Genomic DNA, 26,647 nt, shown 5'->3' with positions numbered 1-26,647 from the left:
TTAAGTTGTTTTCAGCGTATCAGCGTCGCGTCAAGTAGGCGGAATAGAAGCCGTCAGTCCCGTGTACAACCTGCCACAATCGGCTGAACGTACATTGCCATTCCGGATGCGACGACAGGAACGTGTCTATGACGCCTCTGTTTTCGACATCCAGCATCGAACAGGTGGCGTAGGCCAATACACCGCCATCACAGACGAAGGGTGCGGCCGCGTCCAGAATGGACAATTGCGTCTTAGGCAACTGGGTCAATTGCTCGGGCGTCAATGCCCATTTGCCCGCAGGTGCGCGCCGCCACGAGCCGCTCCCGGAACAGGGAGCGTCAGTCAGCACCACGTCAAACGGGCCGTGTTTTACCAAGTCATCTGTCGACAGGATGGTAATGCGCGCTCCCGCCCGTTGCGCTCGATCAGGAAGGTCACGCATGCGCCCGGGGTTGGCGTCATGGGCGAAGACTTCGACACCGCCGGTGGCGGCCATGGCCAGCGCCTTGCCGCCACCCCCGGCACAATAGTCCAGAACCCTCATGCCGGGACTAAGATTCAATGCCGAAATGACAGCCTGGCTCGCCGCATCCTGCAACTCGACCAAACCGTCACGATAGCTTTGGGATTGCGAAATCTTCCGGGCACCTTCGACAACTTCAAGCGCTGTCTCGCAGGCCGGGTGCGGCGCAGTGGAAATCCCTTCCCGCGTCAGCGCGTCCACCGCCTCTTGCAAGCTCGTGCGGGCCAAATTGACCCGCAGGTGAACCGGAGCGCGCGATTGCAGCGCGGCGGCGGCCTCTCTGGCACTTTCACCAAGCGACCGCTCGAAAACCGGCCAAAGCCACTCGGGAATGTCAAACTGTTCGGCTTCCGTTTCGAATGGGCGACCGACCTCGTCCGCCGTGACGGAGTCTGGGGCATGACGATCTCCGGTGAACAGATCGCCCGGGTCCTTACCCTGCGACCGCAGAGCGCCCAGCATCAGGCCTCGCCCCGTCCTTGCACCGCCGATCGCAGCGTAAGACCGAAGATGCCGAAGTGCGTCAAAGACATGGTCGCGGATCGCTGCCCTGTCCTTCGATCCGGCAAAACGGCTGCGCCGCGCCCAGCCCGTCAACGCTTTCTCGGCGGGGGTTCCGCCCAGAATATCGTCTAGGATTTCGATAGCGGCCTGAACGCGCGCGCCTGGGGTCATGTCGAGGTCCTGAGTCCGACGGAAACCGTCACATCACGCGATAGTTGGGGCTTTCGCGTGTGATCTGTACGTCATGCACGTGGCTTTCCTTCAGACCCGCTCCGGTAATCTTCACGAACTGGCAATTGCGGCGCATCTCATCAACGGTCGCGCAGCCGGTATAGCCCATGGCCGCACGCAGACCGCCGACCAGTTGATGAACAACGGCGCTGGCTGAGCCCTTGTAGGGCACCTGCCCCTCGATCCCTTCGGGCACCAGCTTGTCATTGGCGGCGTCCTTCTGGAAATAGCGGTCGGCCGAGCCGCGCGCCATCGCGCCCAGGCTGCCCATGCCGCGGTAGGATTTGAAAGAGCGGCCCTGGTACAGAATGACCTCGCCCGGGCTTTCATCGGTGCCGGCGATCATCGAGCCGACCATGGCGCAGGACGCCCCCGCCGCGATGGCCTTGGCGAAATCGCCCGAAAACTTGATGCCACCATCAGCAATGACCGGCACGTCTCCGGCCGCCGCCGCACAATCCATGATCGCGGTCAGTTGCGGCACGCCGACACCGGCCACCATGCGCGTGGTGCAGATCGAGCCCGGCCCGATCCCGACCTTCACCGCATCGGCACCGGCGTCGATCAGAGCTTTGGTCGCGTCGCCCGTTGCTACGTTACCCGCGATGATCTGAACCTCGTTGGATAGCGACTTGATCCGCTTCACCGCGTCAAGCACTCCTTGGGAATGACCGTGCGCCGTGTCGACCACGATGATGTCGACACCAGAGTCGACCAGCTGCTCGGATCGTTCAAAACCGGCATCGCCAACAGACGTTGCCGCCGCGACACGCAGTCGGCCCAAACCGTCCTTGCAGGCCGTGGGGTTCAGCACCGCTTGTTCCGTGTCTTTCAGCGTCAGCAGGCCGGTCAGCTTGCCGTCGGCATCCACGACCAGCAGCTTTTCGATCCGGCGGGCCTTCATCAGGCTGATGGCCTCTTCCCGGTCGGCCGGTTCTTGCAGCATGGCCAGGTTGTCCGAGGTCATCATCGCGCGGATCGGCTGGTCGTCCGAGGTAGCAAAACGCATGTCGCGGTTGGTCACGATGCCAACGACGCGGCCTTCTTCATCCACCACCGGAAAACCGGTGAAGTTGTAGCGCTCGACCAAGGCCTTGGCATCGGCCAGCGTCTGATCGGCGCGCAGGGTGACTGGGTTGTAAACGATGCCGGATTCGAACCGCTTGACCCGGCGCACCTCGCGGGCCTGTTCCTCGACTGTCAGGTTCTTGTGGATCACCCCGATGCCGCCGGCCTGCGCCATGGCGATGGCCATGCGCGCCTCGGTCACCGTGTCCATGGCCGAGCTGAGCAGCGGTATGTTCATGGTGATCGCGCGCGTCACGCGCGTGGACGTGTCCGCAGTTGCCGGCAGCACCGACGAGGCCGCCGGAACCAAAAGAACGTCATCAAAGGTGAGTGCCTCACGAATCTGCATCTGTTAACCCCATGCAAAACCCCGTTTGGCGGTGACCCTATTACATGGTTTCGACCAAAGGAAAAGCCCTTGGCCCAACTTGTTCGCCCACAAACCGCCGTGATGGCGCGGAAAACGACGCAAGCCGCGCAAAACCTGCCGCGGATTGGCCTTTCCCTTTGCCGCGAAACCCATATCTTGCCGCCATATGCGCGAACACCAAAAAGGCATCCGTCATGACCACCGATCCCCTTGTCGTCTTTACCCCTTCGGGCAAACGCGGACATTTCCCCGTTGGCACTCCGATCCTGACGGCGGCCCGGCAGCTGGGGGTCGATCTGGATTCGGTCTGCGGTGGGCGCGGGATCTGCTCGAAATGCCAGATCACGCCCAGCTATGGCGAGTTTCCCAAACACGGCGTCACGGTCCGCGAAGACGCGCTGAGCGAATGGAACGCGGTCGAGCAGCGCTATGACGACAAGCGCGGGTTGAAACCAGGCCGTCGGTTGGGCTGTCAGGCCACCGTTCAAGGCGACGTGGTGATCGACGTCCCGCCCGAAAGCCAGGTTCACCGCCAGGTGGTGCGCAAGGCCGCCGCCGCGCGCGCCATCACCATGGACCCGGCCACGCGCCTTTATTTCGTGGTGGTCGAAGAACCGGACATGCACTCGCCCACTGGCGATCTTGAACGGCTGGAGCGCGCCCTGCGCGAGCAGTGGCAGATCGACGCCGTCACCGCCGACCTGTCGCTTCTGTCCAAACTGCAGCCGACCCTGCGCAAGGGCAAGTGGGAGGTCACGGTCGCCCTGCACAAGGGCCACAAGGACAGCGTGGCGCGCATCGTCGAAATCTGGCCCGGCCTGCACGAAGGCGGGCTGTACGGGCTGGCCATCGACCTCGGTTCGACCACCATCGCCGCGCATCTTACCGATCTGGACACCGGCGAGGTCAAGGCCTCCTCCGGCCTGATGAACCCGCAGATCCGGTTCGGCGAGGACCTCATGAGCCGCGTCTCGTACGCGATGATGAACCCCGGCGGTGATCAGGAAATGACCCGGGCCGTGCGTGAGGCGATCAACGATCTGGTCACCTCGATCGCCGACGAGGCCGGGATCGACCCGGCCCTGATCGTGGAAACCGTGTTCGTCTGCAACCCGGTGATGCACCACCTGCTGTTGGGGCTCGATCCGGTTGAACTGGGCCAGGCGCCCTTCGCGCTGGCCACGTCTGAAAGTGTCTCGCTGCCCGCGCGCGACATGAATCTGACCACGATGAACCCCCGCGCGCAGGTCTACATCCTGCCCTGCATCGCGGGCCATGTGGGGGCCGACTGCGCCGCCGTGGCGCTGAGCGAAGAGCCGGGCAAGTCGCAGGATCTGGTTTTGATCGTGGACGTCGGCACCAATGCCGAGATCCTGCTGGGAAACACGACCCGCGTGCTGGCCTGTTCCTCGCCCACCGGACCGGCCTTCGAAGGTGCGCAGATCAGTTCGGGCCAGCGCGCCGCGCCCGGCGCGATCGAACGCATTCAGATCGACCCTGTGACCAAGGAACCCCGGTTCCGCGTGATCGGCTCGGACAAGTGGTCGGACGAAGAGGGTTTTGATGCCGACATTGCCACTACCGGCATCACCGGCATCTGCGGGTCGGGCATCATCGAGGCGGTGGCCGAAATGCGCATGGCCGGCCTGCTGGACGAGAGCGGCCTGATCGGCTCGGTCGAGCTGACTGGCACCAGCCGCTGCATCCCCGAGGGCCGCACCCATTCCTACCTGATCCATGACGCCAGCGCCGAGGGCGGCCCGCGCATCACCGTGACCCAAGGCGACATCCGGGCGATCCAGCTGGCGAAATCCGCGCTCTATGCCGGGGCGCGGCTGCTGATGGACGAGATGGGCGTGGACAAGGTGGATCGCGTGGTGCTGGCCGGGGCGTTCGGCGCCCATATCTCGACCAAACACGCGATGGTTCTGGGCATGATCCCCGACGCGCCGCTGGACAAGGTCCAAAGCGCTGGCAACGCCGCCGGTACCGGCGCGCGCATCGCGCTGTGCAACATCGCCGCCCGGGCCGAGATCGAACGCGTGGTGCGCGAGATCACCAAGGTCGAAACCGCGATCGAGCCGAAATTTCAGGAGCATTTCGTGGCCGCCAACGCGATCCCGCACAAGACCGACCCGTTCCCGGAACTGGCCAAGATCGTCACCCTGCCCACCCCGTCTTTTAACACCGGAGGCGACACGGAAAAAACTGGCCGTCGTCGCCGCAGAAAGGCATAGTCCGAAAAACTGCGGAGGACCCCCATGCAAACAGCAAACGAAGATCAGGCTGAATACTGGGGCAACTCCGAATCCGGCACCAAGTGGCTGACTTTTGAGGACAAACTGGACCACATGCTGGCCCCGGTTCTGGACCTCGTTCTGGAACAGGCCGAACTGGAACCCGGAATGCGCGTGCTGGACATCGGCTGCGGGACCGGCGCCAGCACCATCGCGGCCGCCCAGCGTGTCGGACCGCAGGGCCATGTTCTTGGCGGCGACATTTCTGAGCCGTTCCTCAACCGAGCGCGGGAAAGGGCCTTGTCCGCGGGTGTTGAAAACGTCGATTTCCAATGCGTCGACGCTCAGGTCGCCCCGTTCCCCGAGGGCGCGTTCGACGCTGCAATATCGCGCTTCGGTGTCATGTTCTTCCAGGATTCGGTTGCGGCGTTCGCCAACATCTCAAAGGCTCTGGCGCCCGGCGGTCGGATGACCTTTGCCGCGTGGGGACCGCTGGCCGACAATCCCTGGTTCAGGATCCCCCACATGGCTGCCACATCGCATCTGGGCCACCCACCAAAACATGGTCGCTACGCACCCGGGCCACTGGCCTTTCATGACGTCGATCATGTGACCGGGATGATGGCAACGGCAGGTTTGGACGACATCTTCGCCAACCCTGTAAGCCTCCGACTGCCGGGGCTTGGATCGGTGGAGGCCACCGCCGAGCTTTGCACCCGGGTCGGACCGGCGGCGCGCGTCATTGCGCATTTTGAAGGCGACGAGGCCGACGAACGAAAAATCCAGAGCGCCGTGGCCCAGGAGTTTTCGAGTTTTCAAACGGCAGATGGGTTTGGCATCCCGGCAGTCATCAACGTCTTTCAGGCCCGCCAGCCCTCCTGACACACCAGATCGTGTCGCCCTTGGCCAATCATACCCGCTGACCGGTATTGTTTCCGATCGTCAACTCTTTGCAGCCTTTTGAGCCTAATTGTCTGCGTTTTGCCAGTGTTTTTCTCACCATCCGAAAACTTAATAAGATTCTTGGTGATTTTTGCGTAAAAATCGTAAAATATGAATGTATTGGGCAGAGTAATTCAAATCTACAGAAGCCGCTAAACCGGCTCGCTTTAGTGAGTAAGACGTTTACCAGTTGGTGCTATATGGACAGGGGGATGGGCCGTGCAGGTGCGTGGCTACCGAACACGCAACACACACGCGCATTGATCAATTTCATTCAGTGGAGCCAGGGCGGAGTGGTTCTGGACGCTGCGTTGACCGAAGTTGTCAACGCGTTTGGAGCCGATTGCGGTACCCTCAGCCGTGTCTGGCTCAACAAAGTTGGCAGCCGAGTAGCTGCGCGCGCAGATACCCGTGACACGACAATAAGCCGGCCGCTTTTTCTTTCCTTCACGAATGACGTGATTGGTCCGTTTGCGAGCAAGCCAAAGAAAGGCGTCGTCTTCAGCCTCAAGGATCACGGGAAACCCGTAAACGAGTTTTCTGCCGTTGTTCTGGACTGGATCTCGCACCGCAAGCTGCACGATATCCTGTTCGTCTGTCTCGACAACCAAGGCTGCGAAATCGATTTTCTGGAGCTGCATTTCGCCAAAGGCCTCGAACCCGGCTGGCGCGAAGCGATAGAGACAGTCGCACCCGAAATTTCCGAAATCTACCGCAACAGACGCGCCGGTCTGATTACCGAAGCAATTTCCCGCCAATCCGTAACGACCATCCAAAGGGCGGTGAATGACGCGCCGCTGATGAGCCTCGAAAACCCAGCGGGCCTGACACGGGCCGAATGGCGGGTCTGCGTTCTGATTTCCCGGGGACTGTCGCAACAGTCCATTGGATCCGAGCTCGAGATTGGTCCGGCGACTGTGAGAACGCATCTCAAGCATATCTACGGCAAGACAGGAATGGAGAACTTCCACATGTTGGCCAGACGGCTGGTTTCGATCGAAGAACGCGAAGCCTTGCACGGCAGACACAATCAGGCACGCGCATGATGATTGATCTGCCTTGGCATAATTGGGTACCTCTGTGGTTGATGGTGCCGCTGTTTGTGGCGGTGGCGTGGACGGACCTAACCGAATATCGGATACCGAACCTGTACTGCCTTATAGGGGTTGCCTTGTTTCTGGTCGGGTCCCCTGCCCTCGGTTTGCATGAAGTTGGATTGCGATTGATCGCCGCCGGGCTTTGCTTTGGGATCTGTTTTGCCCTTTTCGCCGCCGGTTGGTTGGGGGGCGGAGACGCCAAAATGCTACCGGTGGTCTTTCTGGCGATACCGACCCAAGCCCTTTCGACATACATGCTGCTGCTATCTGCCGCGATGGCGTTTGGACTGACCAGCCTGACCTTGCTGCGCCTGTTCGTCCGACAACCGACAGGAAGGCTTGCAGCGACGCTCAGCGGACGCGAGTTTCCTCTTGGGATTGCCATAGGCCTTTCAGGCCTGATCCTGGCCGGCTGGTCGATGCTGCTTTACAGCGCCTGAAAGAGCGTGACCCAACCGGGAACGCAAGGTTGACCTCGTGCAGACCCGGGAGCGCCGCACCTACAAAAACAGCGTCATTTCACGAAGGTTTCGACGTATCGAATGATGATCGGTGCAAGGATCAGCCCAGCGATCGAGGGCAACATCAGGCTCGCCATGACGGCGGACATCTGCACCGGCAGCTTGTTGGCTTTTTCCTGCGCGCGAAGCTCTCTCAGTTCGCGCATTTCTTCGGAATACGTAGTCAAGGCAGCCGACAACGGGACACCGAACCGGGACGACTGGAGGACGACGCTCACGAACGAACTCATTTCGTCGATGCCCGTCCGGCGCGCCATTCTCATCAACGCGACTTCACGGTCGCGCCCGGCCTGAATCTCGCTCAGGGCAATCAGGATTTCCTCGGACATTTCGGGCGATACAGTCTGCATTTCCACTGCAACTTTGAGAAGCGCCTGGTCAAAGCCCATTCCCGCCTCGATCCCAATCTGGAGCAAGTCCAGCATGTTCGGGAACGCGTTTTCCATCCGACGTTTACGCTCCTTGATCCGGGCGCTCATCCAAAGTTGGGGGATGAAGAACCCGATGCCGCAGAGGATGCCAAGGTTCCGCAATATCTGAAATGAATTCAGACCAGACACATAATCGTTGATCGTGGCGCCGATATTGGACGAAGGCTGCCACGACATGAGGACGAGAAAGACAAGCGGCAGAAACGTCGCCAAGCCCAAACGGATCAGATAGAAATTGGCGATTGCATTCCGGCCGCGAAACCCCGAGCGCGCAAGCACTTGGCCAACTTCGAACCGGACACTTGCATCACTGGGTATAAGTGCGGCGCTCAGCCCGGTCGGTGTGTCGCCCTCCACCTTTTCCGGCACAAGACGTGCAAGGCTCTGGCCCCTTGTTCGTTTGGGAAGCATCCGTTCGGCCGCTGTAGACCGATCGCCGAGCGACGATGATATCCCAAAGAACGCAACGATCGCGCCGGCGGCAACAAAGCCCAAGATCATGAGTTGGGAAAAAAGACCAGTGACGAGTACCGAGTTCACGATTTCCATTTCGACAACCCTCCCTCAGATCCGGAAATTGACAAGCTTGAACAAAACGATGGCATTCAGAACGATGGCCGCAGAAATGACGCTCATGACGGGCCAGAAAATCGGGTATTGCACCACGCTTCCGTAATAGTCCGGCGTCATGACCGTCATCACGAGGGCAATCCCGACGGGAATGAACGACAGGATATAGGCGGTCATCCGACCCTCGGCAGAAATGGCCTTGATCTTGCGCCGTAAGGACATGCGGGCACGGATGACGCGCGCCAATGTCCGCAGAATGCCGGCCAGATCGCCGCCAGTGCCGTGCTGCATCGTCAGCGCGACCGAGAGGTATTGGATATCCTCTTCATCTACTCGGTCTGCCATGTTGCGAATGGCGGTCGTTAACTCTTCTCCGTAAGCGACTTGGTCCACGACCAGACCGAATTCAGTTCCGATCGGATCGGGCATTTCGTTTGCCACGCTCTGCAAGGTCGTGTTCAACGGATGTCCGACCTTCAACCCACGCGACATCAGGTCCAACGCATCCGGCAACTGCTTGATCAGCGCAGCCTTGCGCCGTCTGAGGTTGGCGCCAAGGTAGACCAACGGAGCCAACAGGAAGCACACAGCGCTCACGGGTATTACCGTCAGTGGGTTGGCCACCAATGAGCCTCCTGTCGCCGAAACCAGAAAAGCACCCCCACAACCCAACAGGAACATTTCCGGCACCATGTTCAGGCCCGATGCCGCAAGGGCACCCGGCAAGTCGCCGACCAGCGGAAACGACTTCATGAGTGGTTTGCTCTCCCGCGGCTTGAGCAATTCCAGAACGTCCTCGCCAGTCTTTCCCTGGTTCAGCATCTGGATGCGCCGGTTTATCGCCTCTTCCCGGTTTTCTCCGCGCTTCAAAAGCTGACGGACCCCTTCGAAGGCAATCAGTGCGCCGAGGAATATCAAGAGTGACAGGACAAAGCGGACATCGTATCCGCCCACTTCCATCTCTGGTCCGATCAACGAGTCTATGCTGTGCGTCGAAAAGAAGGATCTGAGATCTTCCAACATGGCTGGGTCCCTCAGTTGAACTTGATCGATGAAAGGTCGACACCCGCCGCCGCCAGCGCATCGCTGGATTTCGGTCGGATACCGGTCGGCATGAAGCGCCCAAGGATGTTGCCGGCCTCGTCCTTGCCTTCACGTTTGAAGACGAAGATGTCCTGCATGGTCACGATATCGCCCTCCATGCCGGTGATCTCGGCAATCGAGGTGACACGGCGCGTACCATCAGACAGGCGGTTCAATTGCAGAACGAAGTGAATTGCCGAAGCGATGGTCGCGCGGATGGCTGCATGCGGCAGCTCCAGCCCGCCCATCTGCACCATCTGCTCGACCCGCGAAAGCGCATCGCGCGGGCTGTTGGCGTGTACCGTCGTCATCGACCCGTCATGGCCGGTATTCATTGCCTGCAGCATGTCGAATGCTTCGGAGCCGCGCACCTCGCCGATGATGATCCGATCAGGACGCATCCGCAGCGCGTTTCGCACAAGGTCTCGTTGGACAACGGCGCCAGTACCGTCGAGGCCAGCAGGCCGTGTTTCCATGCGCAAGACATGTTCCTGCTGAAGCTGAAGTTCTGCCGCGTCTTCAATCGTGACGATCCGCTCCCGAGGGCTGATATACGACGACAATGCATTCAGCATCGTGGTCTTGCCCGATCCGGTTCCGCCCGAGATCAGCACGTTCATCTTGGCTTCAACCAATCCCCGCAGCAGCTTGGCCGCGCTTTCGTTCAAGGCCTCATTCTTGATCAGGCGTTCCATCGTCAGCGGAACCCGCGAGAATTTTCGAATGGACAGCGCCGGCCCGTCCAGTGCGCAGGGCCGAATGATCGCGTTGACGCGGCTGCCATCTTCCAACCGCGCATCCACCCACGGTTGCCGTTCATCAATACGGCGACCGATCCGGCTGACGATCTTGTCGATGATCCGCAGCAGATGACGTTCGTCACGGAAGCGTGCCGATGTCTTTTCGAGGATGCCCGAGCGCTCGACAAAAATCTGCGTGTGACCGTTCACGAGGATATCGTTGATCGTGGGGTCGGCCAACAACGGTTCCAGCGGGCCCAGGCCAAGCACCTCGTGCATCAGCTCTTCGACAAGCTGCTTGACCTCCTCGCTGCGCATCGCACGGCCTTCGGCACGCAGCAGTTCGGTGACATGTCGCCCAATTTCGCCCCGCAGCGTTTCTTCCTCGACCTTTTCGATAACGGCGAGGTTCAGCTTGTCCAGCAACGAGTTATGCAGTCGTGCCTTCAGATCTATCCGATCGTTCTGGATGTCATGCATCAATACGAGGTCATCGCCGGAGCCATGAACCGGCTTGCTGATCTGAGCAAACTGCTTGGTGTCCAACGGCACAACTTTCGAAGCGTCCGGTTTTTCCTGACCTGGTCGGTCGAATTCTCGAAACATCTACTTAACCTTCTGCAAATATTTAACTATTCCGAAACAGTCTGCCTCAGTGCTGGCCGACCCGAGGCGGCAATGACAGGCATGTCTCGTGCGCCAGCTTTCGGATTGCGCGTGTCATCGGTGCACGGGATGAAACATCTTCCAACGGCACGCCCCGATCGACCGACTCGCGTACCGTGCGCTCGTCGCGCGGCACCCAAAATGCAAAGTCCTTTTCAAGGAGTTTTGCCGCCGCTCTGTGGTGCGCCGCCGGAATGATGGGTTTCTTTTCAAGGTTGGCGACCAATTGAATTTCCAGTGCTGGGTTTTCCGCTTGGTAAAAATCCATCAGCTTGCGGGCCGAGCGAACGGACGGAACGGCAACGTCCGTCACCAAATATAGGCGGTCCGCTTGCGTCAGGACGGGCGTAATCCATTCCACCAGCGCCCGCGGCAAATCTACCACGACGTAGTCATGGGTACGTTTCAGGGAATCCAGAATGGCCGAAATCTGCTCTTCCTTGATTGCAGTCAACGGACCATAGCGCGACGGAGCCGCGAGGATATCGACCCCGCAGGGCGACTTGACCATTGCCTGTTCCAAAAAGGCACTGTCGGGAATGCTGCCTTCCATGGCCATACGCCACATCGCGTCGCTTTCGGCGACATCCATCAGTGCCGCAATCGAGCCGAACTGAAAGTCCAGATCCACCAGCGCAACCGAGTTCGACGCCGTCTTTTTCAGGAATCCGGCCTTGGATTGAAGCTCGTTCGCCATATTGGCCGCAACCAAGGACGATCCGACGCCACCACGAGATTTGCCAACCGCGATCAACTTGCCAAGTGTGGCTTGTCCACCCCAAACGGCGGGAAGCTGCGCCTGCCGCCGGGCACGGATCGCATCCACTTGTGGAATGATCTCCTCATGGATTGCATTGCGCGGCAGCACGTCATCAACTCCAAGCTTTTTGAGCTGTCGGGCTTTCTCCAGCGGCAGATCTTCGGACGCCAGCGCGATAATGATCGCATTGGGCATGCGCGCGTCACAAATTTGCTGTGCGGTTTGCAACAGCTCGGGCGAACTGTCATCCACATCAAACAGAACCACGTCATGACGCGCTGACAAGGCAACGGCCGTCCCGTTGACCCGCGCGACAGTGTCCTTGCGGCCCGTAAAGCGGCAATTGCTCAGCCCCTCCAACGAGGTTTCGATTGCCGCGAAAATCTCTTCGTCCGGTGAAATCAACAGCACTGAAATCTGCTTGGCACTCATGACTCTTCTCCTTACTCAACGGCACCGATGGCAAGATCCTCGGCCGGGACGGATGTGCTCATCGTTGGGATTGAAATGGTGTTGGGGCTACTGGCGGATATGGCAGGGTTGCCAGCAGCAAGGGCGACCAGCGGCCCAATTGGCAGCGCGAAATCGTAGTCCAGGTTTACCAGTTCGGCTGTAACTACCGGCGTATAGGGTCCACCAAGAAAACCAAGACGAGGATCGTGCGAATAGGTGATTTGCACATTTGCCGCGGTGGCTCCGGGCGGCAGCAGCATTTCGATCTCGTCCCAGATCCGGCTGCCATAGGCGGTTGATGCGTCAAGCTTACACGGCGCCGGCAGGTTCGGAGTGGCGCAGATGCTGCCACTGCGGCACAGCGCGCCGAACTTGGTTGTTGCGGGGGCGCCACCGGCCAGCGTGTGCGTGGCCGGCATCGCGCCACACAGGGGCGGCCCGACCGTGGCAAGCCGTGAGGCTTTTTGCATCGCTTTCTGCGCCATCGTCGTGGACCAGTAGAGCCGTCCGTACTCGAGAATTCCAAACACGAGCACCAGGAACAACGGAACGACCATGCCCAGCTCGACCAGTGCCGATCCATGTTCACGGCGCCAGAAAGCGCGCAGCATATGCAGGTTACCCGTCATACCCCAAACACCCGGCTCTGGTCCGAGATCTCGGTGTCGAGAGGCCCCAGCACTGCCCCGAAAAGGCTGAAAACATTTCCAAACAGGTACTCGATCCGGATCTGAGCCGTGACCTCGACCACCGAAGTCGGATTGATCCGGTACACGCCAGCCCTCGAGATACAGCGCGGCGTGACGTCGATGACGGTTGTGCCATGCGGCATGATCGACGAACCGCCCAACTGGTTTTGGACGATGTCCGTGGCCAGAGCGTCATAGCTGCCGACTCCGCCCGCTGCGCACAAGTCCAACGGCGCGATCCGCGCGATCATACGCGAGGCATCGCGCACCCCGGCCGACGTTGCCTGATGAATCCAGGTGATACGCCCACCTTCGATGATCACGGCAAAGAACAGCAGGATCAACGGAAGTACGATCCCGAACTCGACCATCGGGGCGCCGGCCTCGCACGACCGCAACCGTCGGATATGTCGAACGAGCCGAGTCATCGATACAACCTCACGACATCGCGAAAAATGCCATCATCGCTGCTGCCACCTACTCCACCACCGACCTGCTCGACCACCTCGACATAGATGTCAAAATCAGTCCCCGAAGATTCTTCGAGCGGCTGGATCAGGAAAACCTTGACAAATTCCTGGACCGGAACGTTCTCCGCGCGTCCCGCGACCGGATTGGCACCACAGTTTATGGCGGCTGCGATAAATGTGCGGCGGTCAGGATCGTCCAGCGTTGTGCTCGCGCATTGAGGGCGGCCGGACTCGCTGCGCCCGAACAGCACATCACCCGTACCAGCCCTGGCGATCTCGTCGAGATACATTTCGTATCGCGTGTTTCCAGTCGGGTTGCCCAGCGGGTGTGGCGTCAGATCGTTGGCGGGGCCGTCGCCATAGTTCATGTCCAGATAAGCCGCTTTGCCGGAGGTCCAGACACCGTTTCCAAAACGGCCGCCATGCGCGCAGGTGCCGGCGGCGAAGCAATCGTCGGGCGGAAACGGCATCGAGTCGGTCGAAACCTCGGGATTGTTCTTCAGACAGCTTCCGCCAGAGTTTTCCCAGCCCGCGATGACCTGCGGTCCGGGCGCATAATCTTCATCATTCTTGAGTTTGCTCATCGTCGAGTGGAAAATATCGAACCGTGAATTGTAGATTGCGCTGCCAATGCCATTGCGCTGACCGGGCTCGGTATCTACACCGCGCTGAGACACGCATTGCGTCAGGTTCCCATGCGCCGCGATCAGGCAGATATAGAGTTTTGATCCGGTCTGCCCCGCGCAAGGACCGTTGGGGTTTATGCCGATGTCCGTCGGGTCGAGGAAACCAAAATTCCCCGGCCCCCAAGCGGCACCGTTACCTCCAGTGCGCAACTTGATGGTTGACCCTTTGTTTGCATTCGCGGTCCAACCGGGAGGGATGCAGAACATCAACGGCGTCACATCACAGGCATATTGGGTGTAACCCGCAATCGCGACAGCCTCGACATCCTCATCCGGACGCGTGACGCCCAACAAGTCAGCGAGCGCCCGACCGAACGGAAGGAAAACGGTTCTAGGGGTCGCGGTCACCTCAACCAGAACGGCCAGAGCGGGATCGGTCGTCACAAACCCATCGACTGGATCATTGTCATCCGGATCGGCGGCAGGATCGGGCAGTCCCGACAGAAACCGCAGCGAATAATCTGCGGCCGTCCCCAGATCTTGGCTGCCCTCGGCAAAGAACTGGGAGTCTTCGATCATTCCGGCTGCAGCGGCCGTGGCGCGTGTGATCGCATCACTACCGCCATCCAGTTCTCCGGCGGCGGCCAGAGCCACGTGATCGGTATAAGCCTGCAGGTCGGTCTGCGTAGAAGCCAGTCGCCCAAGATCAAAGGTCAGCGCCGCCATGCCAACGATCACGGTCATGCAAATTCCGACGAAAACCAGAATGGTCCCCTGTTCGTCGTCCTTTATGTTGCGCAGCGTGGGCATGAACAGACCTCGAGAGCGATCAGTTGGACACGGTTGCATTCGCGGGGTTGCCGGCAACAGGAACTTCCTGGACGTCCGTGGTGCCCCGACGCACCTTCACGATCGGCTTGGGCGCGCCCTCTGCAACCGGCGACTTTTCAAGCAGAATGTCGCTGAGGCGGATGGCCTCCAACGGCTTGTCTTCCTGGATATGCAGCGACCGAAGCGACAGGCTGAGTTGCCCAGCCTTCTGAGCCAATGCCAACCGCTGTCCCTGGTCCGGCGTGACTTCGACAGTCACCGTTCGGGCAATCCCGGGCTGGTCGACATCTTCATCAGCCGTCTGATCAACACCAATGACACGGATGTTTTGCAGGATCGTCACCGCCCGCAGCGACTCGTTCTTGCCCTGCGTCAGCACGATATCAACAAAGTCACCTGGTGTGACGAACCCGCCAACACCGGTCTGCGCATCCACATTGATGGCCATTGCACGATTGTTCTCGCCCAAGGTCTGAACGATGGTGACCTTCTCACCGAAGTCAGAAACCTTTGACGCCAAAAGGATTTCACCCTGCGCCAACGCGCGCTTGGCGCGTCGCGGGTCGACACCTGCTGTGGGCAGAACATCTTCGAAACTTGTAAACACACCTGCCGGCACAGAATCCGCCGGCCAGTCGATGGCTGTCAACTTGTGACCTTCAATCGGAGATCCGAACGGGATCTCTTCTGCTGCGGCGACCACGCGAACGATTGTCGGATCAGCGGCGGCCTGGCTCCGTCTCAGCTGCTCCTGCGCAATCATCACGGCGCCACCCGCCAGACCCACGCCAAGAATAGTCATCATCAAGGATTTCAATCGCATAGATCCCTCCAAATAGCCGGGGCGGTCATTTTGAAAACGTGGGGCCAAGCCTCGGCCGAAACTGAGTCACGCGGGACGCCGAATGCCGAGACTGGGTTGTTTCTGGCTTCCCGCCGTCCTCGCGGCGGAAAACCAGTTGCTTTTCAGGCTAAAACAGCAGGATTACGGCCGTGTCGCAGCCGTGTTGGCGTCATTGAAGTTGGTGTTGGTTGTGCCGCCCAGACCGGTCAGCAGGGTCCCGCCAACAGCGATCGCAATGAACAGTGCGATACCGTATTCGACAAGAGTGGCGCCACGCTCGTCACGGCGCAGACGAATAAAAAGACTACGAATTGCCTTCGACATGATTTGAACTCCAGTTTGTACTCATTAATGTGCGAATTTCGCACAGGAACGAGGGTTCCCCCGTCAGTTCAAATCGTAGCGAGCCCGCATCTGGCAAACCTCCCCACAAACGAAAAGGATTTCCCGTTTAACGCGAGAATTCGTTCATTTTGGCTTTTTTGTGGCGGGATTTTGGCGCGAAATGGCGCGAGTCAACCTCAGCTTTTGAGCTTCAAGCGGGCCAATATCAAAGTGTTTTGGAGCGGGTAGCGGGAATCGAACCCGCGCGTTCAGCTTGGGAAGCTGACAGGCTACCATTACATCATACCCGCCGCTCGGTGCTGAATATCACCCGTCCTTCGCCGAATTCAAGATGCTTCGATCAGCGCGGCAAACAAAAAGGCCGGGCAGATTGCCCGGCCCGTTGACAAAGCAGCCTGTTCAGGCCCGGCGACGTCGAGCACCGCCCCGGCGGCCACGTGCGCTCTCGCCTTCGGCACCAGCAGCATCGGCCGGTTTGTTGAACTTGATCCACTCGCCGCCATGCGGGTCGTTGTTGGTCAGCAGGTTGGCGGCGCGGATGGCCTCCATTTCCTTGCCGGCGCGCGGCTTGGTCGAACCCAGACCGAACATCTGAACGAAGGTTTCGTCGTCCATGCCGTCGGGCAGGATGATGCCCGCCGCGGCAACCTCGGCCTTTTTCTCGGCAATCTTCTTCTGCGTCACCGGCAGCGCCACCGGGTTCATGATGGCCGAGGTCATGCCCGCGCCCATCGCCATCGGCAGGAAGGCGTTGTTGATGCCGTGACGGTTCGGCAGACCGAACGAGATATTGGACGCGCCACAGGTGGTGTTCACGCCCAGCTCCTCGCGCAGGCGGCGTACCAGGGCAAAGACCTGCTGGCCGGCAGTAGCCATCGCGCCGATCGGCATCACCAGCGGGTCCACCACGATGTCGTGGGCCGGAATGCCATAGTCGGCCGCGCGCTGAACGATCTTCTTGGCAACCTCAAAGCGCACGTCGGGGTCTTCGGAAATGCCCGTGTCGTCGTTCGAGATCGCCACGACCGGCACGTTGTATTTCTTGACCAGCGGCAGAACCAGTTCCAGGCGGTCCTCCTCACCGGTGACCGAGTTCAGCAGCGGGCGGCCTTCGGCGGCCTCCAGCCCGGCCTCCAACGCACCCGGAACCGAGCTGTCGATGCACAGCGGCACGTCGACCAGACCCTGCACCAGCTCGACGATCTGTCGCATCAGCGGCGGTTCGGTCTCGTTCGGGTTGGGGTTCGAGTTGTAAACCACGCCTGCGTTGATATCGAGCACGGTCGCCCCGGCCGCGACCTGCGCCAGCGCGTCCTGTTCGACGGTCGAGAAATCGCCCGCTTCCAGCTCGGCGGCCAGCTTCTTGCGGCCGGTGGGGTTGATCCGCTCGCCAATCACGCAGAACGGCTGATCGAAGCCGATGATCGCGGTTTTGGTCTTTGATTCTACGACTGTACGGGTCATGTCCGGTCCTTAAGCGTTTACAGGCTTCGCCGAGGCGCCGCCGTTTTCGATGGCCCAGTTGGCATTGGTCTTGATGCCGCCAAGCGGGAAGAAGTGTACGTTGGTGATGTTGAAGTCGGGGTTGGCCGCCTTGTGCTGGGCCAATTCGGTAATCACGTCGGTCGGCTCGTAGGGCAGCAGCAGCTTGGACACGTCCATGGCGCGCTTCTGCAGCACCTTCAGCGACGGGCCCACACCGCAGGCGATCGCGAATTTGATCAGCGTCTGCAGCTTGGCCGGACCGGCGATGCCGATATGGATCGGCAGGTCGATCCCGGCCGCCTTCAGACCGTCGGCCCATGCGATGATCGGCTTGGCGTCAAAGGCAAACTGGGTGGCCAGCGCCATTTCGGCGTCGGTGGTTTCGCTGAATTTCTGCTTCCAACGCAATGCCTCGTCCACATTCTTGGTGGAACCGTCCGGGTCGATGTCCTTGTTGCCCTCGGGGTGACCTGCGACGTGCAGGCGCTTGAAGCCCGCCTTGTCGAACAGGCCCGTTTCCAGCAACTGCATCGAGCTGTCGAACTCGCCATGGGGCTTGGCAACGCCTCCGGCCAGCAGCAACGCCTGATCGACGCCCGCCTCGCCCTGGTACATGTTGATCCAGTTCCCCAGCGTCGCCGCGTCCTTGATGATGCGGGCCGGGAAATGCGGCATGACCGGATAGCCCTCGGCCGCGATCCGCTTGGCAGTGCGCACCATGTCCTCGATCGGCGTGCCTTCGATATGAGCGATGTAGACACGCGTGCCTTCGGGCAGCAGGTCGCGGAAATCCTCGACCTTCTCGGCAGTACGCGGCATGACTTCGATCGAATAACCCTGCAAGAAGGCTTCGACGGTCGGGTTCACCGGGGCCTTATCGGCCGCATCACGTTTCTTGAAGTTCAGCAAAGCCATTGCGGCCTCCCATAAAGATCTGGGGCTCATGCCCAACCGTCATTTGCGATCAGAGCCTTGATGCGGTCCTGATCGTATTCCGTTTCCAGACGCAACGCTTCAGCCTCGGCGATCTCGGAAGGGTCGCCCTCAACCTCGAACGGCTCGGCTTTGCGCCACTCGGCCAGATAGGCATCACTGTCCTTGGCGTTCACCTTCATGGCGGCGCGGTCGATGGCTTGCTCGAACCGCACATCCAACTGTCGTTTTGCGCCACGGCGGCCCTTGCCCACGATGACCTGAGCGGGGATGTCGCGCCAGTAAACGATGGTGACGTCAGGCATTGGTCTTGATTCCTCCTAACCAGATGGTCCGGTTCTAAACGGCTATGTGGGGCCGGGTCGGTCGGATTTCGACACCCGGGGCTTTTCCAGCGACGTTTTGCAATTCGGGATACAGGCCCTGCACCGGTTTCTCCAGTGTCGGGGTCCATCAAAATCCTCATGACTTTAATGAGCGTCTTGCACGACGCGCGCCCGCGACCTAAGGTCGGGGTAACTCGAAAATCGGAGGGCGTGACGATGGCGCCCAAGCGTCCCAAAGGTGCGGGCGCGTTCCCGAAGGTGGTCGAAAGCCCCGCGCCGGCAAGACCCGATCCAGACGCCCTGTATGCTGCGCTGGATCTGGGAACAAATAGCTGCCGCATGTTGATCGCCCAGCCCAAGGGCAGCGGGTTCCATGTGGTGGACAGCTTCTCGAAGTCCGTGCAACTGGGCTCGGGGCTTGAAAGGACCGGACGGCTGTCGCGGTCCTCGATGGCGCGAACCATTCAAGCCTTGCGCATTTGCCAGCAGAAGCTGAAGCGCAACAAGGTCAAGCGCATGCGGCTGGTGGCGACCGAGGCCTGCCGCCGCGCCCGGAATTCGCGCGACTTCATCCGGCAGGTGAAGCGTGAGACTGGCCTGACCCTTGAAATCATCCAACCCGAGGAAGAAGCCCGTCTGGCGGTCATTTCCTGTGCTCCGCTGGTCAGCACCAAGACCGAGCAGTTGCTGGTCGTCGATATCGGCGGCGGCTCGACCGAGCTGGTCTGGATTGACCTGTCCTCGGTTCCGCGACGCGACCGTTCAACGGCGATCATGCGGCTGCATAACGGGTTTCACACCGTCGACAGTCCCTTTCCCGCCGCCAAGGTGGTGGACTGGATCAGCGTTCCACTGGGCGTCGCCACACTGCGCGATCAGTTCCACGATGTCGAAGACGATGCTGCCCGCTTTGCCCTGATGAGTTGGTTTTTTGAAGAAAACCTCGCCGATTTTGCGCCCTATAAGGACGAACAGGCCCGCGAGGGGTTTCAGATCGTTGGCACTAGCGGCACCGTCACAACAGTCGCTGCCTCTCATCTGGGCCTGAAACGCTATGACCGGACCAAGGTGGACGGCCTGCGCATGACCAGCGATCAGATCGACAAGGTCATTCGCGGCTATCTGGAGCTTGGCCCTCAAGGCCGCCGTCGCGATCCGCGCATCGGCGAGGACCGGCAGGCCCTGATCATGTCCGGATCTGCCATCTTGCAGGCGCTGTTGCGCTGCTGGCCGACCGACCGCCTCTCGGTGGCGGACCGCGGGCTGCGCGAGGGTTTGCTTTATGCACAGATGAGCGCCGATGGCGTCCTGGAAGACGGGCCGTTTTGAGAAAGCTCTGCGCTGCATGCCGCTTGCGACCATAGCGATCGCCTACCGGGTTTCGACGGCTGCAACCACGATCTGTGCGCTTGAGGCTGCCGGGTTCAAGGTGTTCAGCCCGGGTTTTCACATCGCCAACACCGTTCCGCACTATGCTTTGGCGATTGGCGGCATTGGGATCGCCGTGCCAGCGGTCGACTCGGCAAAGGCGCTAGAACTGCTGCACAGTTTTTCGAGCCCACCGCCGACATCTGGCACCCTCGGCGGGAAGCTCTTGAACCGTCTTGGATGGGTGGCATTTGGTATTTCTACGCCCTGGCCCGATCTGCTATTGATGGAGCGGTCGATATCATCGGCTTGATGCCACATGAACAAGCGGGTAAAGGCCTCGCAGTCTTCAGGAGACCTTTTCAATGGCCAAGAAACCCAGCGGCAAAAACACTTCGGGACGCGGGCAGCGTGACCTGAAGGTCAAGGTCAAGACCGCGCGCGGACGCAAGCTCAGCTCGACCCGCTGGCTCGAGCGGCAGCTGAATGACCCGTATGTCAAGCGAGCGCAGGCCGAGGGGTATCGGGGTCGCGCGGCCTACAAGATTCTGGAGTTGGACGACAAGTTCCGCTTTTTGGTTCCCGGCGCACGCGTGGTCGACCTAGGCTGCGCGCCCGGTGGCTGGTGCCAGGTCGCGGTCAAACGCGTGAATGCGCTGGGCGAGAAATCGGGCAAGCGGATCGGGACGGTTCTGGGCGTCGACCTGCAAGAGGTCGAGCCCGTGGCGGGTGCCGAAACCCACGTTCTGGACTTCATGGAAGACGATGCCGACGAGAAGGTAAAACAGTGGCTTGGCGGCAAGGCCGACGTTGTCATGTCGGACATGGCCGCCGCGTCCTCCGGGCACAAGCAGACCGACCACCTGCGGATCATGGCGCTGTGCGAAACCGCTGCCTACTTCGCCTTTGACGTGCTGGAGGTCGGAGGAACCTTTGTCGCAAAAGTTCTGGCCGGTGGCGCCGAGGGTGATCTGCAGAAACTGCTGAAGCAGAAGTTCGACAAAGTGGCAAACGTCAAACCGCCAGCTTCACGGTCGGACAGTTCGGAAAAATTCGTGGTGGCAACCGGTTTTCGGGGCTGATCAGTCGTCGTCCAACGCGATCTTGTCGGCTACAATCCGCTGCGGCCGCAACGACGCCGCCGCCATCCCCTGCAGCAGCAACGCCTCGCCATGGTTGAGATACGTGGCCGGCTTGTTGCGCAACTCGTCGATCCGCTGATCCAGCGAGACCCGGCGCGTGGCCACAGGTTGGTCGAGCTTGGTCGACGGGCGTTTCAAATACAACATGGATTTCCACATCCTGAACTGGTCAATGCCTTGACCATGGATGTTGACCCGTAAATAGGACTGCAAAATGGCGCAACTGCGTCGCTTCGATGCCGGCCTACCGGCCTAGCTGCCGCGCAAGATCCTGAAGCGCTGGGCTGTCCGGCAGAGTCCGAAGACCCTCCTCCAATACCTGGCGGGCTGCATCCGTGCCGCGGTTGATTTGGGCCAGTTGGATCAGCATTGGCCAAGCATCTTCGCGCTGGGGATCCATGGATACCACCTGACGAAAGGCCTGTTCGGCGGCGACAGGGTTTCTCAGCGTCAGCGCCATCCCCCCAAGGACCAGATGAGTTTCCGGGAAATCCAGACGGTTTGACAAGGAGCGCTGCCAATCCGCCATGTTCTCACGCGCGTTGTTGCGCTGCAGGGGTGTCAAAGCTCCGGCGGGAATGGGCAGGAACTCTTTGGCAGCGGCCAGGCGTACGCTTCGCACTGGGTCGGACAACAGCGGCGACAGCCGGGCCACCCTGTCGTCCAGCCCTGCCGCCCGCTGCAACACTGCCGCGTTGGCGCGGACCAACGGGTCTTCATCGGTCAGCATCGCTGCTGTTTGCTCGGCCATTTCGGGGGTCGCAAAGGGTTGCAGCAGATAGGCGGCCGTCGCCCGCACGATGCCGGGTTGCGCACCGTCCTGAGCAACTGCCAGCAACGCGGCCGGGTCCTCGACCTCTCCGGCGAATGCGGGGGCGAATGCCGTACCGAAATGGGGCGTACGGTGATCCGAGTCCGGGAACCAGTCATTGATGGCGGCGGCGGCCCATGGCTGATCCTGATCCGTGTGGCAATCAGTGCAGGCATCCTCTCCCAAGCCCAGATCGGGGCGCGGCACACGGAAACTGTGATCGCGCCGACCATCCACGCCCATATAGAGGCGTTCGATCATGTGGCAGCTTTTGCACTGCGCCCCCTCGCCTCCCTCCGGGTGGTGGTGGTGTGAGGGATCGTCGTATTGCGCCTTTCGCAGTGACGGAAAATCGGGATTGCCAGCCGGGGAATGGCACTGCGTACAGACCGCATTGCCCTCGGCTTTCAAGGTTGCACTGTGCGCCTCATGGCAGTTCAGGCAGCCGACGCCTTGCGCATACATTTTGGACTGCAGAAACGATCCATAGACATAGACCTCGTCCAGTATCTGGCCGTCGGGCTGGTACAGACCCGGACGCAGAAGCGCCAGATTGTAGGCATCGTGGAATGGCGTGCCAGGCAGCGGGTTTCCGTCCTCCATCGCTTCGCGGCGGGAATGACAGCCGGCGCATTGCTGAATCTCGACCTCGGTGTCGCCCGTACCCCAGATGGCAGGAAAGCCAAACTCGTTCAGCCCGGCAGGCGCGGGCTGACCTTTTGTCCAATCCAGATGGGCCGAGCCGGGGCCGTGGCAGGCCTCACAGCCCACGCCGATCTCGACCTGGTCGGAAGCAAAGGACTGGGTCTGCGGCTGAAAGTTCTTTTCGAACCCTGTCGCGTGGCACTCCGCGCAGCGGCCGTTCCAATTCTTGTAGGGGCCGGTCCAGTGCAACCCATCGTCTGGCGGCAAGTCCTGATCGGGATACAGGTGGTACCAGCGCTCGGCCTGCGTGTCCCAGACCACATCAAAGCTCTGCAATCGGCCGGGCTCGGTTTCAAACAGATATTGCTGCAACGGCTCAATCCCCGCGACGGAATGAACCCTGTATTGCTGGCTTTGGCCGTCCTTCTCGGTCACGTCGGCAAGATAGTCCGACCCCTCCTGCCGAAACGTGACGGACATGCCGTCATGAGAAAAGGTCGTTTCATCAAAATCGGCCACAACGGTGTCTGGCGTGGGTTCTGTCCAAGCCAAGGCGTGGTGGGATCCCGCCCAGGCTTGCACCTGTTCGTCATGACAATCGCGACAAGCGTCCGAGCCGACATAGTCCTGCGCCCAAGCCCAACCGCCGTTTTGCAACAGGGCGCATCCGGAAAATGCGATGATCCGGGCGATGCGGTGCAAATTTCTCATGAAGGTCCGACCTCACCCTGGTTGTCGATGTCCATCAGCGCGCCATTGAACTCTGCGCCGAAAATTAGGATGGCGGCGCACAGATACATGAAAATCAACGCGGCCATGGCCCCGGCCAGGCCAGCATAGGTGGCGCTGTACGTCGCGAACTGCGCGATATAGACCGAGAACCCCCACCCTCCGGCCGCCCACAACAGAAGGGTCAGCGCCACGCCGGGCAGGATTTGCATGATGCGGTGACGCTTGGTCGGCAGGATCAAATGGGCCAGCAGAACCGTTCCCGCCGGCACCGCCACCGTGAAGGTCCACCGCAAACGGTCAACCGACAGCCATTCGCCCACGTCCACGGCAGTATTCTCGGACACCAGACGTGTGTAGACCGGCAGCACCAGTTCAACCGCCGCGATCAGCAGGATCGCGGTTCCGCCCAAAATGACCAACCCGAGGCACAGCAGGCGCGTCTTCCAGAATGGCCAGCTGTCATTGTCATGATAGGCTTGGTTCATGGCGGCACGTACGGCCGCCACTCCGTTCGAGGCGAAGTAGACGGCCAGCAAACCGCCCAGCGTGATCACACCGGAACCCGACCCGTCCAGAACCGCGCGCAGTTCTGCCACGATGGGTTGGGCCACGTCCTGTGGCCACGCACCGAATATCAACTCGATCAGTTCGTCCGTCACATATCCCTGCGACAACGATCCGGCCAAAGCGACGGTGAACAGAACAAACGGAAACAGCGCCAGCATAAGCGACATCGCCACATGGCTGCTCATGACGAAACCGTTTTTGTCGCCGAAGCGTTGGACCGCCAGCCACAGCGCCCGGCCAAACCGGCCAAAAACGGGAATCGAAAGACGTGTCATTGGGAAACTCTAGCCTGCAATCCGCGTTGGAAGAACCAGCCAATGTGCCAATTGCACGAGATTCTTCCGAATAACTGTCTGGCCCGATTGCATAAAGCCCGCCGCCTGTGCAGGATTGCCCCACAAAACTCCAATCGCTGCCGGCTTGCGCCGGTATAGCCGAGGCCCCGCATGACGCCATCAGAGCCCCCCACCCGCACACCGCTGAGGTTGAGTGTCGTTCGCGACGTCACCATCGTGCTGACGCTTGTGGTTCTGGGGCTTTACGCAGGCGCCAGCTTTCTGATTCCGCTGACCATGGCCTTGCTGATCAACGTGCTGATCATCGCACTCAGCGATCGGGTGATCGCGCTGACCCGTGCTCCGGTCTGGCTTGCCAACCTGGCCGCCGTCACAGTGGTTCTGGCAGGCCTGTTCATGATCACCTACATCCTGGGCAGTCAGGCCACGCAGTTCGCGCGAACTGCGGGTACCTATGAAAGCCAGTTCGACGGCGTGATCAACCGCGTCACCGGTCTGGTCGGGAATGATGTCACCTCTTTTGTCCGGGACAACCTGATCAGCATCGACATGACCTCGGTCGCCCGGATTTTGCTGGGCAGCGCCACCTCGATGCTGAACCAGTTTTTCCTGATCAGCCTTTATGTGGCCTTCCTTATGGCCGAACGGCTGGCATTCCGCAAAAAGCTGCGGATTGCAGCCGGCAACCCCGTCACCGGAGCTGAGCTTTCCTCGGTTCTGGATGCGATAACCTTCAGCTTGCAGCGCTATGTCGGGGTCAAGACCTTCATCAGCCTCGTTACCGCTGGAATCAGCTATTCGGTTTTTCGCGTGTTGGGTCTGGAATACGCGGAAACCTGGGCCGTTCTGACGTTTGCCCTGAACTTCATCCCATCAATCGGGTCGATCATCGCGGTGATCTTTCCCGCGATGATCGCACTTGTTCAATTCGAGACGATCGGCCCGTTCCTGATCATCGTCTTCGGGTGCGGTACCATCCAATTCCTGATCGGCAACTTCCTTGATCCGGCCCTGCTGGGCCGCTCGCTGAACATGTCGACCTTTCTTGTCATCCTCGCACTGACGTTCTGGACGACGGTCTGGGGCCTGATCGGCGCGTTTCTCAGCGTTCCGTTGACCGTGTGCATTCTGATCATCTTCAGCCACATTCCGGCCCTGCGCCCTATCGCCGTCCTCATGTCGCTGGATGGACGGCTGGCCGACGACGTCAAGTCGCACGGTCCTGATCGGGGCTGAACGCCCTGAAATCGGGGGTGGATCGGCCCGAGGTGCGCTGCTAACTTTCAAATATTGCAATGGATTGACCGAAAAGATCCAGCGGGTCCGGCGCAAACGCATGATTGACCATTTCTGATGATTGGACCGCCATGACACCGCTTGACCAAATCAACGATCTCAAAGCCCGGATGGCCCAATCGATCATTGGACAGACACAGGTCATCGACCGCCTTCTGATCGGGCTGCTGGCCAACGGGAACCTGCTGATCGAAGGTTTGCCCGGCCTGGCCAAAACCCGTGCCGTCAAGGCGATGGCGCGCAATCTTGATGCCGAATTCAGCCGCATCCAGTTCACGCCCGACCTGCTGCCGTCCGACGTGACCGGGACCGAGGTCTATACCCAGACCGACGCGGGCGGCACCTTTCGGTTCGAGCCCGGTCCGATCTTCGCCAACATCGTCCTGGCGGACGAGATCAACCGCGCGCCGGCCAAGGTTCAGGCCGCGCTGCTTGAGGCGATGGAGGAACGGCAGGTCACCGTGTCCGGCACCACCCACAAGATGGAGCCGCTGTTCATCGTGATGGCCACCCAGAACCCGATCGAGCAGGAAGGTACCTATCCGCTGCCCGAGGCGCAGATGGACCGGTTCCTGATGCATGTGCAGATCACCTACCCCCCGGTAGAGGACGAGGTGCTGGTGATCCGTCTGGTCCGCGGCGAGGACACCGCCGCCAATTCCGGAACCACCGCCGAGAAACCCTCACCGATCCCGCAAGATGCCGTCTTTGCCGCCCGGCAGGAGATCGGGCAGATACATGTCTCGGATGCGATGGATCGGTACATGGCCGATCTTGTTAAGGCGACCCGGACGCCGTCCGCGCTCAGCGATGAGCTCGCCGCCTGGATCGAGATCGGCGCCAGCCCGCGGGCGTCGCTGGCGCTGGACAAATGCGGCCGGGCCCATGCCTGGATGAACGGGCGCGACTATGTCGACCCGGCCGACATCCGTGCCATTGCCCATGACGTGTTCCGCCACCGCATCACGCTGAGTTTCGAAGCGCAGGGAGACGCCAAGACCGCCGATGACGTGACCGACGAGATCCTGAAGCTCGTCGCCCTGCCCTGAGCGCAACAAAGGAG

26 protein-coding genes and 1 tRNA gene are annotated in these 26,647 nt (G+C 60.5%); 9 read left to right on the top strand and 18 right to left on the bottom strand.

Annotated elements, in window-relative coordinates:
- Positions 1-19: 19 nt before the first annotated feature.
- Both AC2FNL_RS09485 and guaB read right to left on the bottom strand, forming a co-directional pair.
- Positions 20-1,180 (bottom strand): RsmB/NOP family class I SAM-dependent RNA methyltransferase, encoded by a 1,161-nt coding sequence (locus AC2FNL_RS09485; protein WP_496833289.1) that lies wholly within the window; start codon positions 1,178-1,180, stop codon positions 20-22.
- A gap of 28 nt (positions 1,181-1,208) precedes the next feature.
- A complete protein-coding gene (guaB, locus tag AC2FNL_RS09480; RefSeq protein WP_170368461.1) occupies positions 1,209-2,657 on the bottom strand; it encodes an IMP dehydrogenase in 1,449 nt (482 codons plus the stop codon).
- 215 nt (positions 2,658-2,872) lie between these two features.
- Here guaB and AC2FNL_RS09475 point away from each other — a divergent pair, with 215 nt between their 5' ends.
- From AC2FNL_RS09475 to AC2FNL_RS09460, 4 genes are read left to right on the top strand one after another with little or no spacing between them, the layout of a single operon-like run.
- Positions 2,873-4,915, top strand: a complete 2,043-nt coding sequence (locus tag AC2FNL_RS09475) for an ASKHA domain-containing protein (RefSeq protein WP_496833287.1) — start codon at positions 2,873-2,875, stop codon at positions 4,913-4,915.
- Positions 4,916-4,939: 24 nt separating this feature from the next.
- Positions 4,940-5,797, top strand: coding sequence for a class I SAM-dependent methyltransferase (locus AC2FNL_RS09470; RefSeq protein WP_496833286.1), 858 nt, complete (start codon positions 4,940-4,942; stop codon positions 5,795-5,797).
- A gap of 47 nt (positions 5,798-5,844) precedes the next feature.
- On the top strand, positions 5,845-6,903 hold the full coding sequence (locus AC2FNL_RS09465; protein ID WP_496833285.1) for a helix-turn-helix transcriptional regulator: 1,059 nt from the start codon (positions 5,845-5,847) through the stop codon (positions 6,901-6,903).
- Positions 6,900-7,394: an A24 family peptidase gene (locus AC2FNL_RS09460; RefSeq protein WP_496833284.1), complete on the top strand. Its 495-nt coding sequence runs from the start codon at positions 6,900-6,902 to the stop codon at positions 7,392-7,394. The genes AC2FNL_RS09465 and AC2FNL_RS09460 overlap by 4 nt, the downstream gene beginning before the upstream one ends.
- A 74-nt stretch (positions 7,395-7,468) precedes the next feature.
- On the opposite strand, the gene AC2FNL_RS09455 is transcribed toward AC2FNL_RS09460, so the two are convergent.
- From AC2FNL_RS09455 to AC2FNL_RS09395, 13 genes are all read right to left on the bottom strand, one after another.
- Entirely contained in the window at positions 7,469-8,455 is a 987-nt protein-coding gene (locus AC2FNL_RS09455; RefSeq protein ID WP_093962113.1) for a type II secretion system F family protein, read from the bottom strand.
- Positions 8,456-8,470: 15 nt separating this feature from the next.
- Complete coding sequence (locus tag AC2FNL_RS09450) at positions 8,471-9,499, bottom strand: type II secretion system F family protein (RefSeq protein WP_093962114.1); 1,029 nt, start codon at positions 9,497-9,499, stop codon at positions 8,471-8,473.
- 11 nt (positions 9,500-9,510) lie between these two features.
- Complete coding sequence (locus tag AC2FNL_RS09445; RefSeq protein WP_170418797.1) at positions 9,511-10,905, bottom strand: TadA family conjugal transfer-associated ATPase; 1,395 nt, start codon at positions 10,903-10,905, stop codon at positions 9,511-9,513.
- 46 nt (positions 10,906-10,951) lie between these two features.
- A complete protein-coding gene (locus AC2FNL_RS09440; RefSeq protein ID WP_093962116.1) occupies positions 10,952-12,157 on the bottom strand; it encodes a CpaE/TadZ family protein in 1,206 nt (401 codons plus the stop codon).
- A gap of 11 nt (positions 12,158-12,168) precedes the next feature.
- Positions 12,169-12,807: a TadE/TadG family type IV pilus assembly protein gene (locus tag AC2FNL_RS09435; RefSeq protein WP_496833283.1), complete on the bottom strand. Its 639-nt coding sequence runs from the start codon at positions 12,805-12,807 to the stop codon at positions 12,169-12,171.
- Positions 12,804-13,295 carry a TadE/TadG family type IV pilus assembly protein gene (locus tag AC2FNL_RS09430; RefSeq protein WP_170367137.1) on the bottom strand — a complete coding sequence of 164 codons (492 nt, stop codon included), beginning with the start codon at positions 13,293-13,295 and terminating at the stop codon, positions 12,804-12,806. The genes AC2FNL_RS09435 and AC2FNL_RS09430 overlap by 4 nt, the downstream gene beginning before the upstream one ends.
- Entirely contained in the window at positions 13,292-14,773 is a 1,482-nt protein-coding gene (locus AC2FNL_RS09425; protein ID WP_170538525.1) for a pilus assembly protein TadG-related protein, read from the bottom strand. The genes AC2FNL_RS09430 and AC2FNL_RS09425 overlap by 4 nt, the downstream gene beginning before the upstream one ends.
- Positions 14,774-14,792: 19 nt before the next feature.
- Positions 14,793-15,599: a Flp pilus assembly protein CpaB gene (gene cpaB / locus AC2FNL_RS09420; protein WP_496833280.1), complete on the bottom strand. Its 807-nt coding sequence runs from the start codon at positions 15,597-15,599 to the stop codon at positions 14,793-14,795.
- A 180-nt stretch (positions 15,600-15,779) separates the two neighbouring features.
- Positions 15,780-15,962, bottom strand: coding sequence for a Flp family type IVb pilin (locus AC2FNL_RS09415; protein WP_093962121.1), 183 nt, complete (start codon positions 15,960-15,962; stop codon positions 15,780-15,782).
- 237 nt (positions 15,963-16,199) lie between these two features.
- Positions 16,200-16,273 (bottom strand) — tRNA-Gly (locus AC2FNL_RS09410).
- Between the two features lie 109 nt (positions 16,274-16,382).
- Positions 16,383-17,447 carry a methyltetrahydrofolate cobalamin methyltransferase gene (locus tag AC2FNL_RS09405; RefSeq protein WP_170403005.1) on the bottom strand — a complete coding sequence of 355 codons (1,065 nt, stop codon included), beginning with the start codon at positions 17,445-17,447 and terminating at the stop codon, positions 16,383-16,385.
- Between the two features lie 9 nt (positions 17,448-17,456).
- Entirely contained in the window at positions 17,457-18,383 is a 927-nt protein-coding gene (locus tag AC2FNL_RS09400; RefSeq protein ID WP_496833279.1) for a methylenetetrahydrofolate reductase, read from the bottom strand.
- 26 nt (positions 18,384-18,409) lie between these two features.
- Positions 18,410-18,706 (bottom strand): virulence factor, encoded by a 297-nt coding sequence (locus AC2FNL_RS09395; RefSeq protein WP_170523652.1) that lies wholly within the window; start codon positions 18,704-18,706, stop codon positions 18,410-18,412.
- A gap of 237 nt (positions 18,707-18,943) precedes the next feature.
- On the opposite strand from AC2FNL_RS09395, the gene AC2FNL_RS09390 reads away from it, so the two are divergent.
- From AC2FNL_RS09390 to AC2FNL_RS09380, 3 genes are read left to right on the top strand one after another with little or no spacing between them, the layout of a single operon-like run.
- Positions 18,944-20,056 (top strand): Ppx/GppA phosphatase family protein, encoded by a 1,113-nt coding sequence (locus AC2FNL_RS09390; RefSeq protein ID WP_093962132.1) that lies wholly within the window; start codon positions 18,944-18,946, stop codon positions 20,054-20,056.
- A 16-nt stretch (positions 20,057-20,072) separates the two neighbouring features.
- Positions 20,073-20,408 (top strand): hypothetical protein, encoded by a 336-nt coding sequence (locus tag AC2FNL_RS09385; RefSeq protein ID WP_496833277.1) that lies wholly within the window; start codon positions 20,073-20,075, stop codon positions 20,406-20,408.
- Between the two features lie 52 nt (positions 20,409-20,460).
- Positions 20,461-21,177: an RlmE family RNA methyltransferase gene (locus tag AC2FNL_RS09380; protein ID WP_170338513.1), complete on the top strand. Its 717-nt coding sequence runs from the start codon at positions 20,461-20,463 to the stop codon at positions 21,175-21,177.
- Here AC2FNL_RS09380 and AC2FNL_RS09375 read toward each other — a convergent pair whose 3' ends face one another.
- From AC2FNL_RS09375 to AC2FNL_RS09365, 3 genes are all read right to left on the bottom strand, one after another.
- Positions 21,178-21,384, bottom strand: coding sequence for a hypothetical protein (locus AC2FNL_RS09375; protein WP_093962135.1), 207 nt, complete (start codon positions 21,382-21,384; stop codon positions 21,178-21,180).
- A gap of 97 nt (positions 21,385-21,481) precedes the next feature.
- The gene (locus AC2FNL_RS09370) at positions 21,482-23,404 is read right to left on the bottom strand and encodes a multiheme c-type cytochrome (RefSeq protein WP_496833275.1); all 1,923 of its coding nucleotides are present in this window, start codon (positions 23,402-23,404) and stop codon (positions 21,482-21,484) included.
- Positions 23,401-24,267, bottom strand: coding sequence for a YihY/virulence factor BrkB family protein (locus AC2FNL_RS09365; RefSeq protein WP_170338509.1), 867 nt, complete (start codon positions 24,265-24,267; stop codon positions 23,401-23,403). Before AC2FNL_RS09365 ends, AC2FNL_RS09370 begins: the two co-directional genes overlap by 4 nt.
- Positions 24,268-24,438: 171 nt before the next feature.
- On the opposite strand from AC2FNL_RS09365, the gene AC2FNL_RS09360 reads away from it, so the two are divergent.
- Together AC2FNL_RS09360 and AC2FNL_RS09355 are read left to right on the top strand one after the other, a co-directional pair.
- Positions 24,439-25,524: an AI-2E family transporter gene (locus AC2FNL_RS09360; RefSeq protein ID WP_170339049.1), complete on the top strand. Its 1,086-nt coding sequence runs from the start codon at positions 24,439-24,441 to the stop codon at positions 25,522-25,524.
- A gap of 131 nt (positions 25,525-25,655) precedes the next feature.
- On the top strand, positions 25,656-26,633 hold the full coding sequence (locus AC2FNL_RS09355; RefSeq protein ID WP_496833273.1) for an AAA family ATPase: 978 nt from the start codon (positions 25,656-25,658) through the stop codon (positions 26,631-26,633).
- Positions 26,634-26,647 lie beyond the last annotated feature (14 nt).

This window comes from Ruegeria sp. CRTD044, from assembly GCF_059613485.1.
Note: the sequence above shows the minus strand (reverse complement) of the source record. Positions and strands in the feature narration are given on the sequence as shown.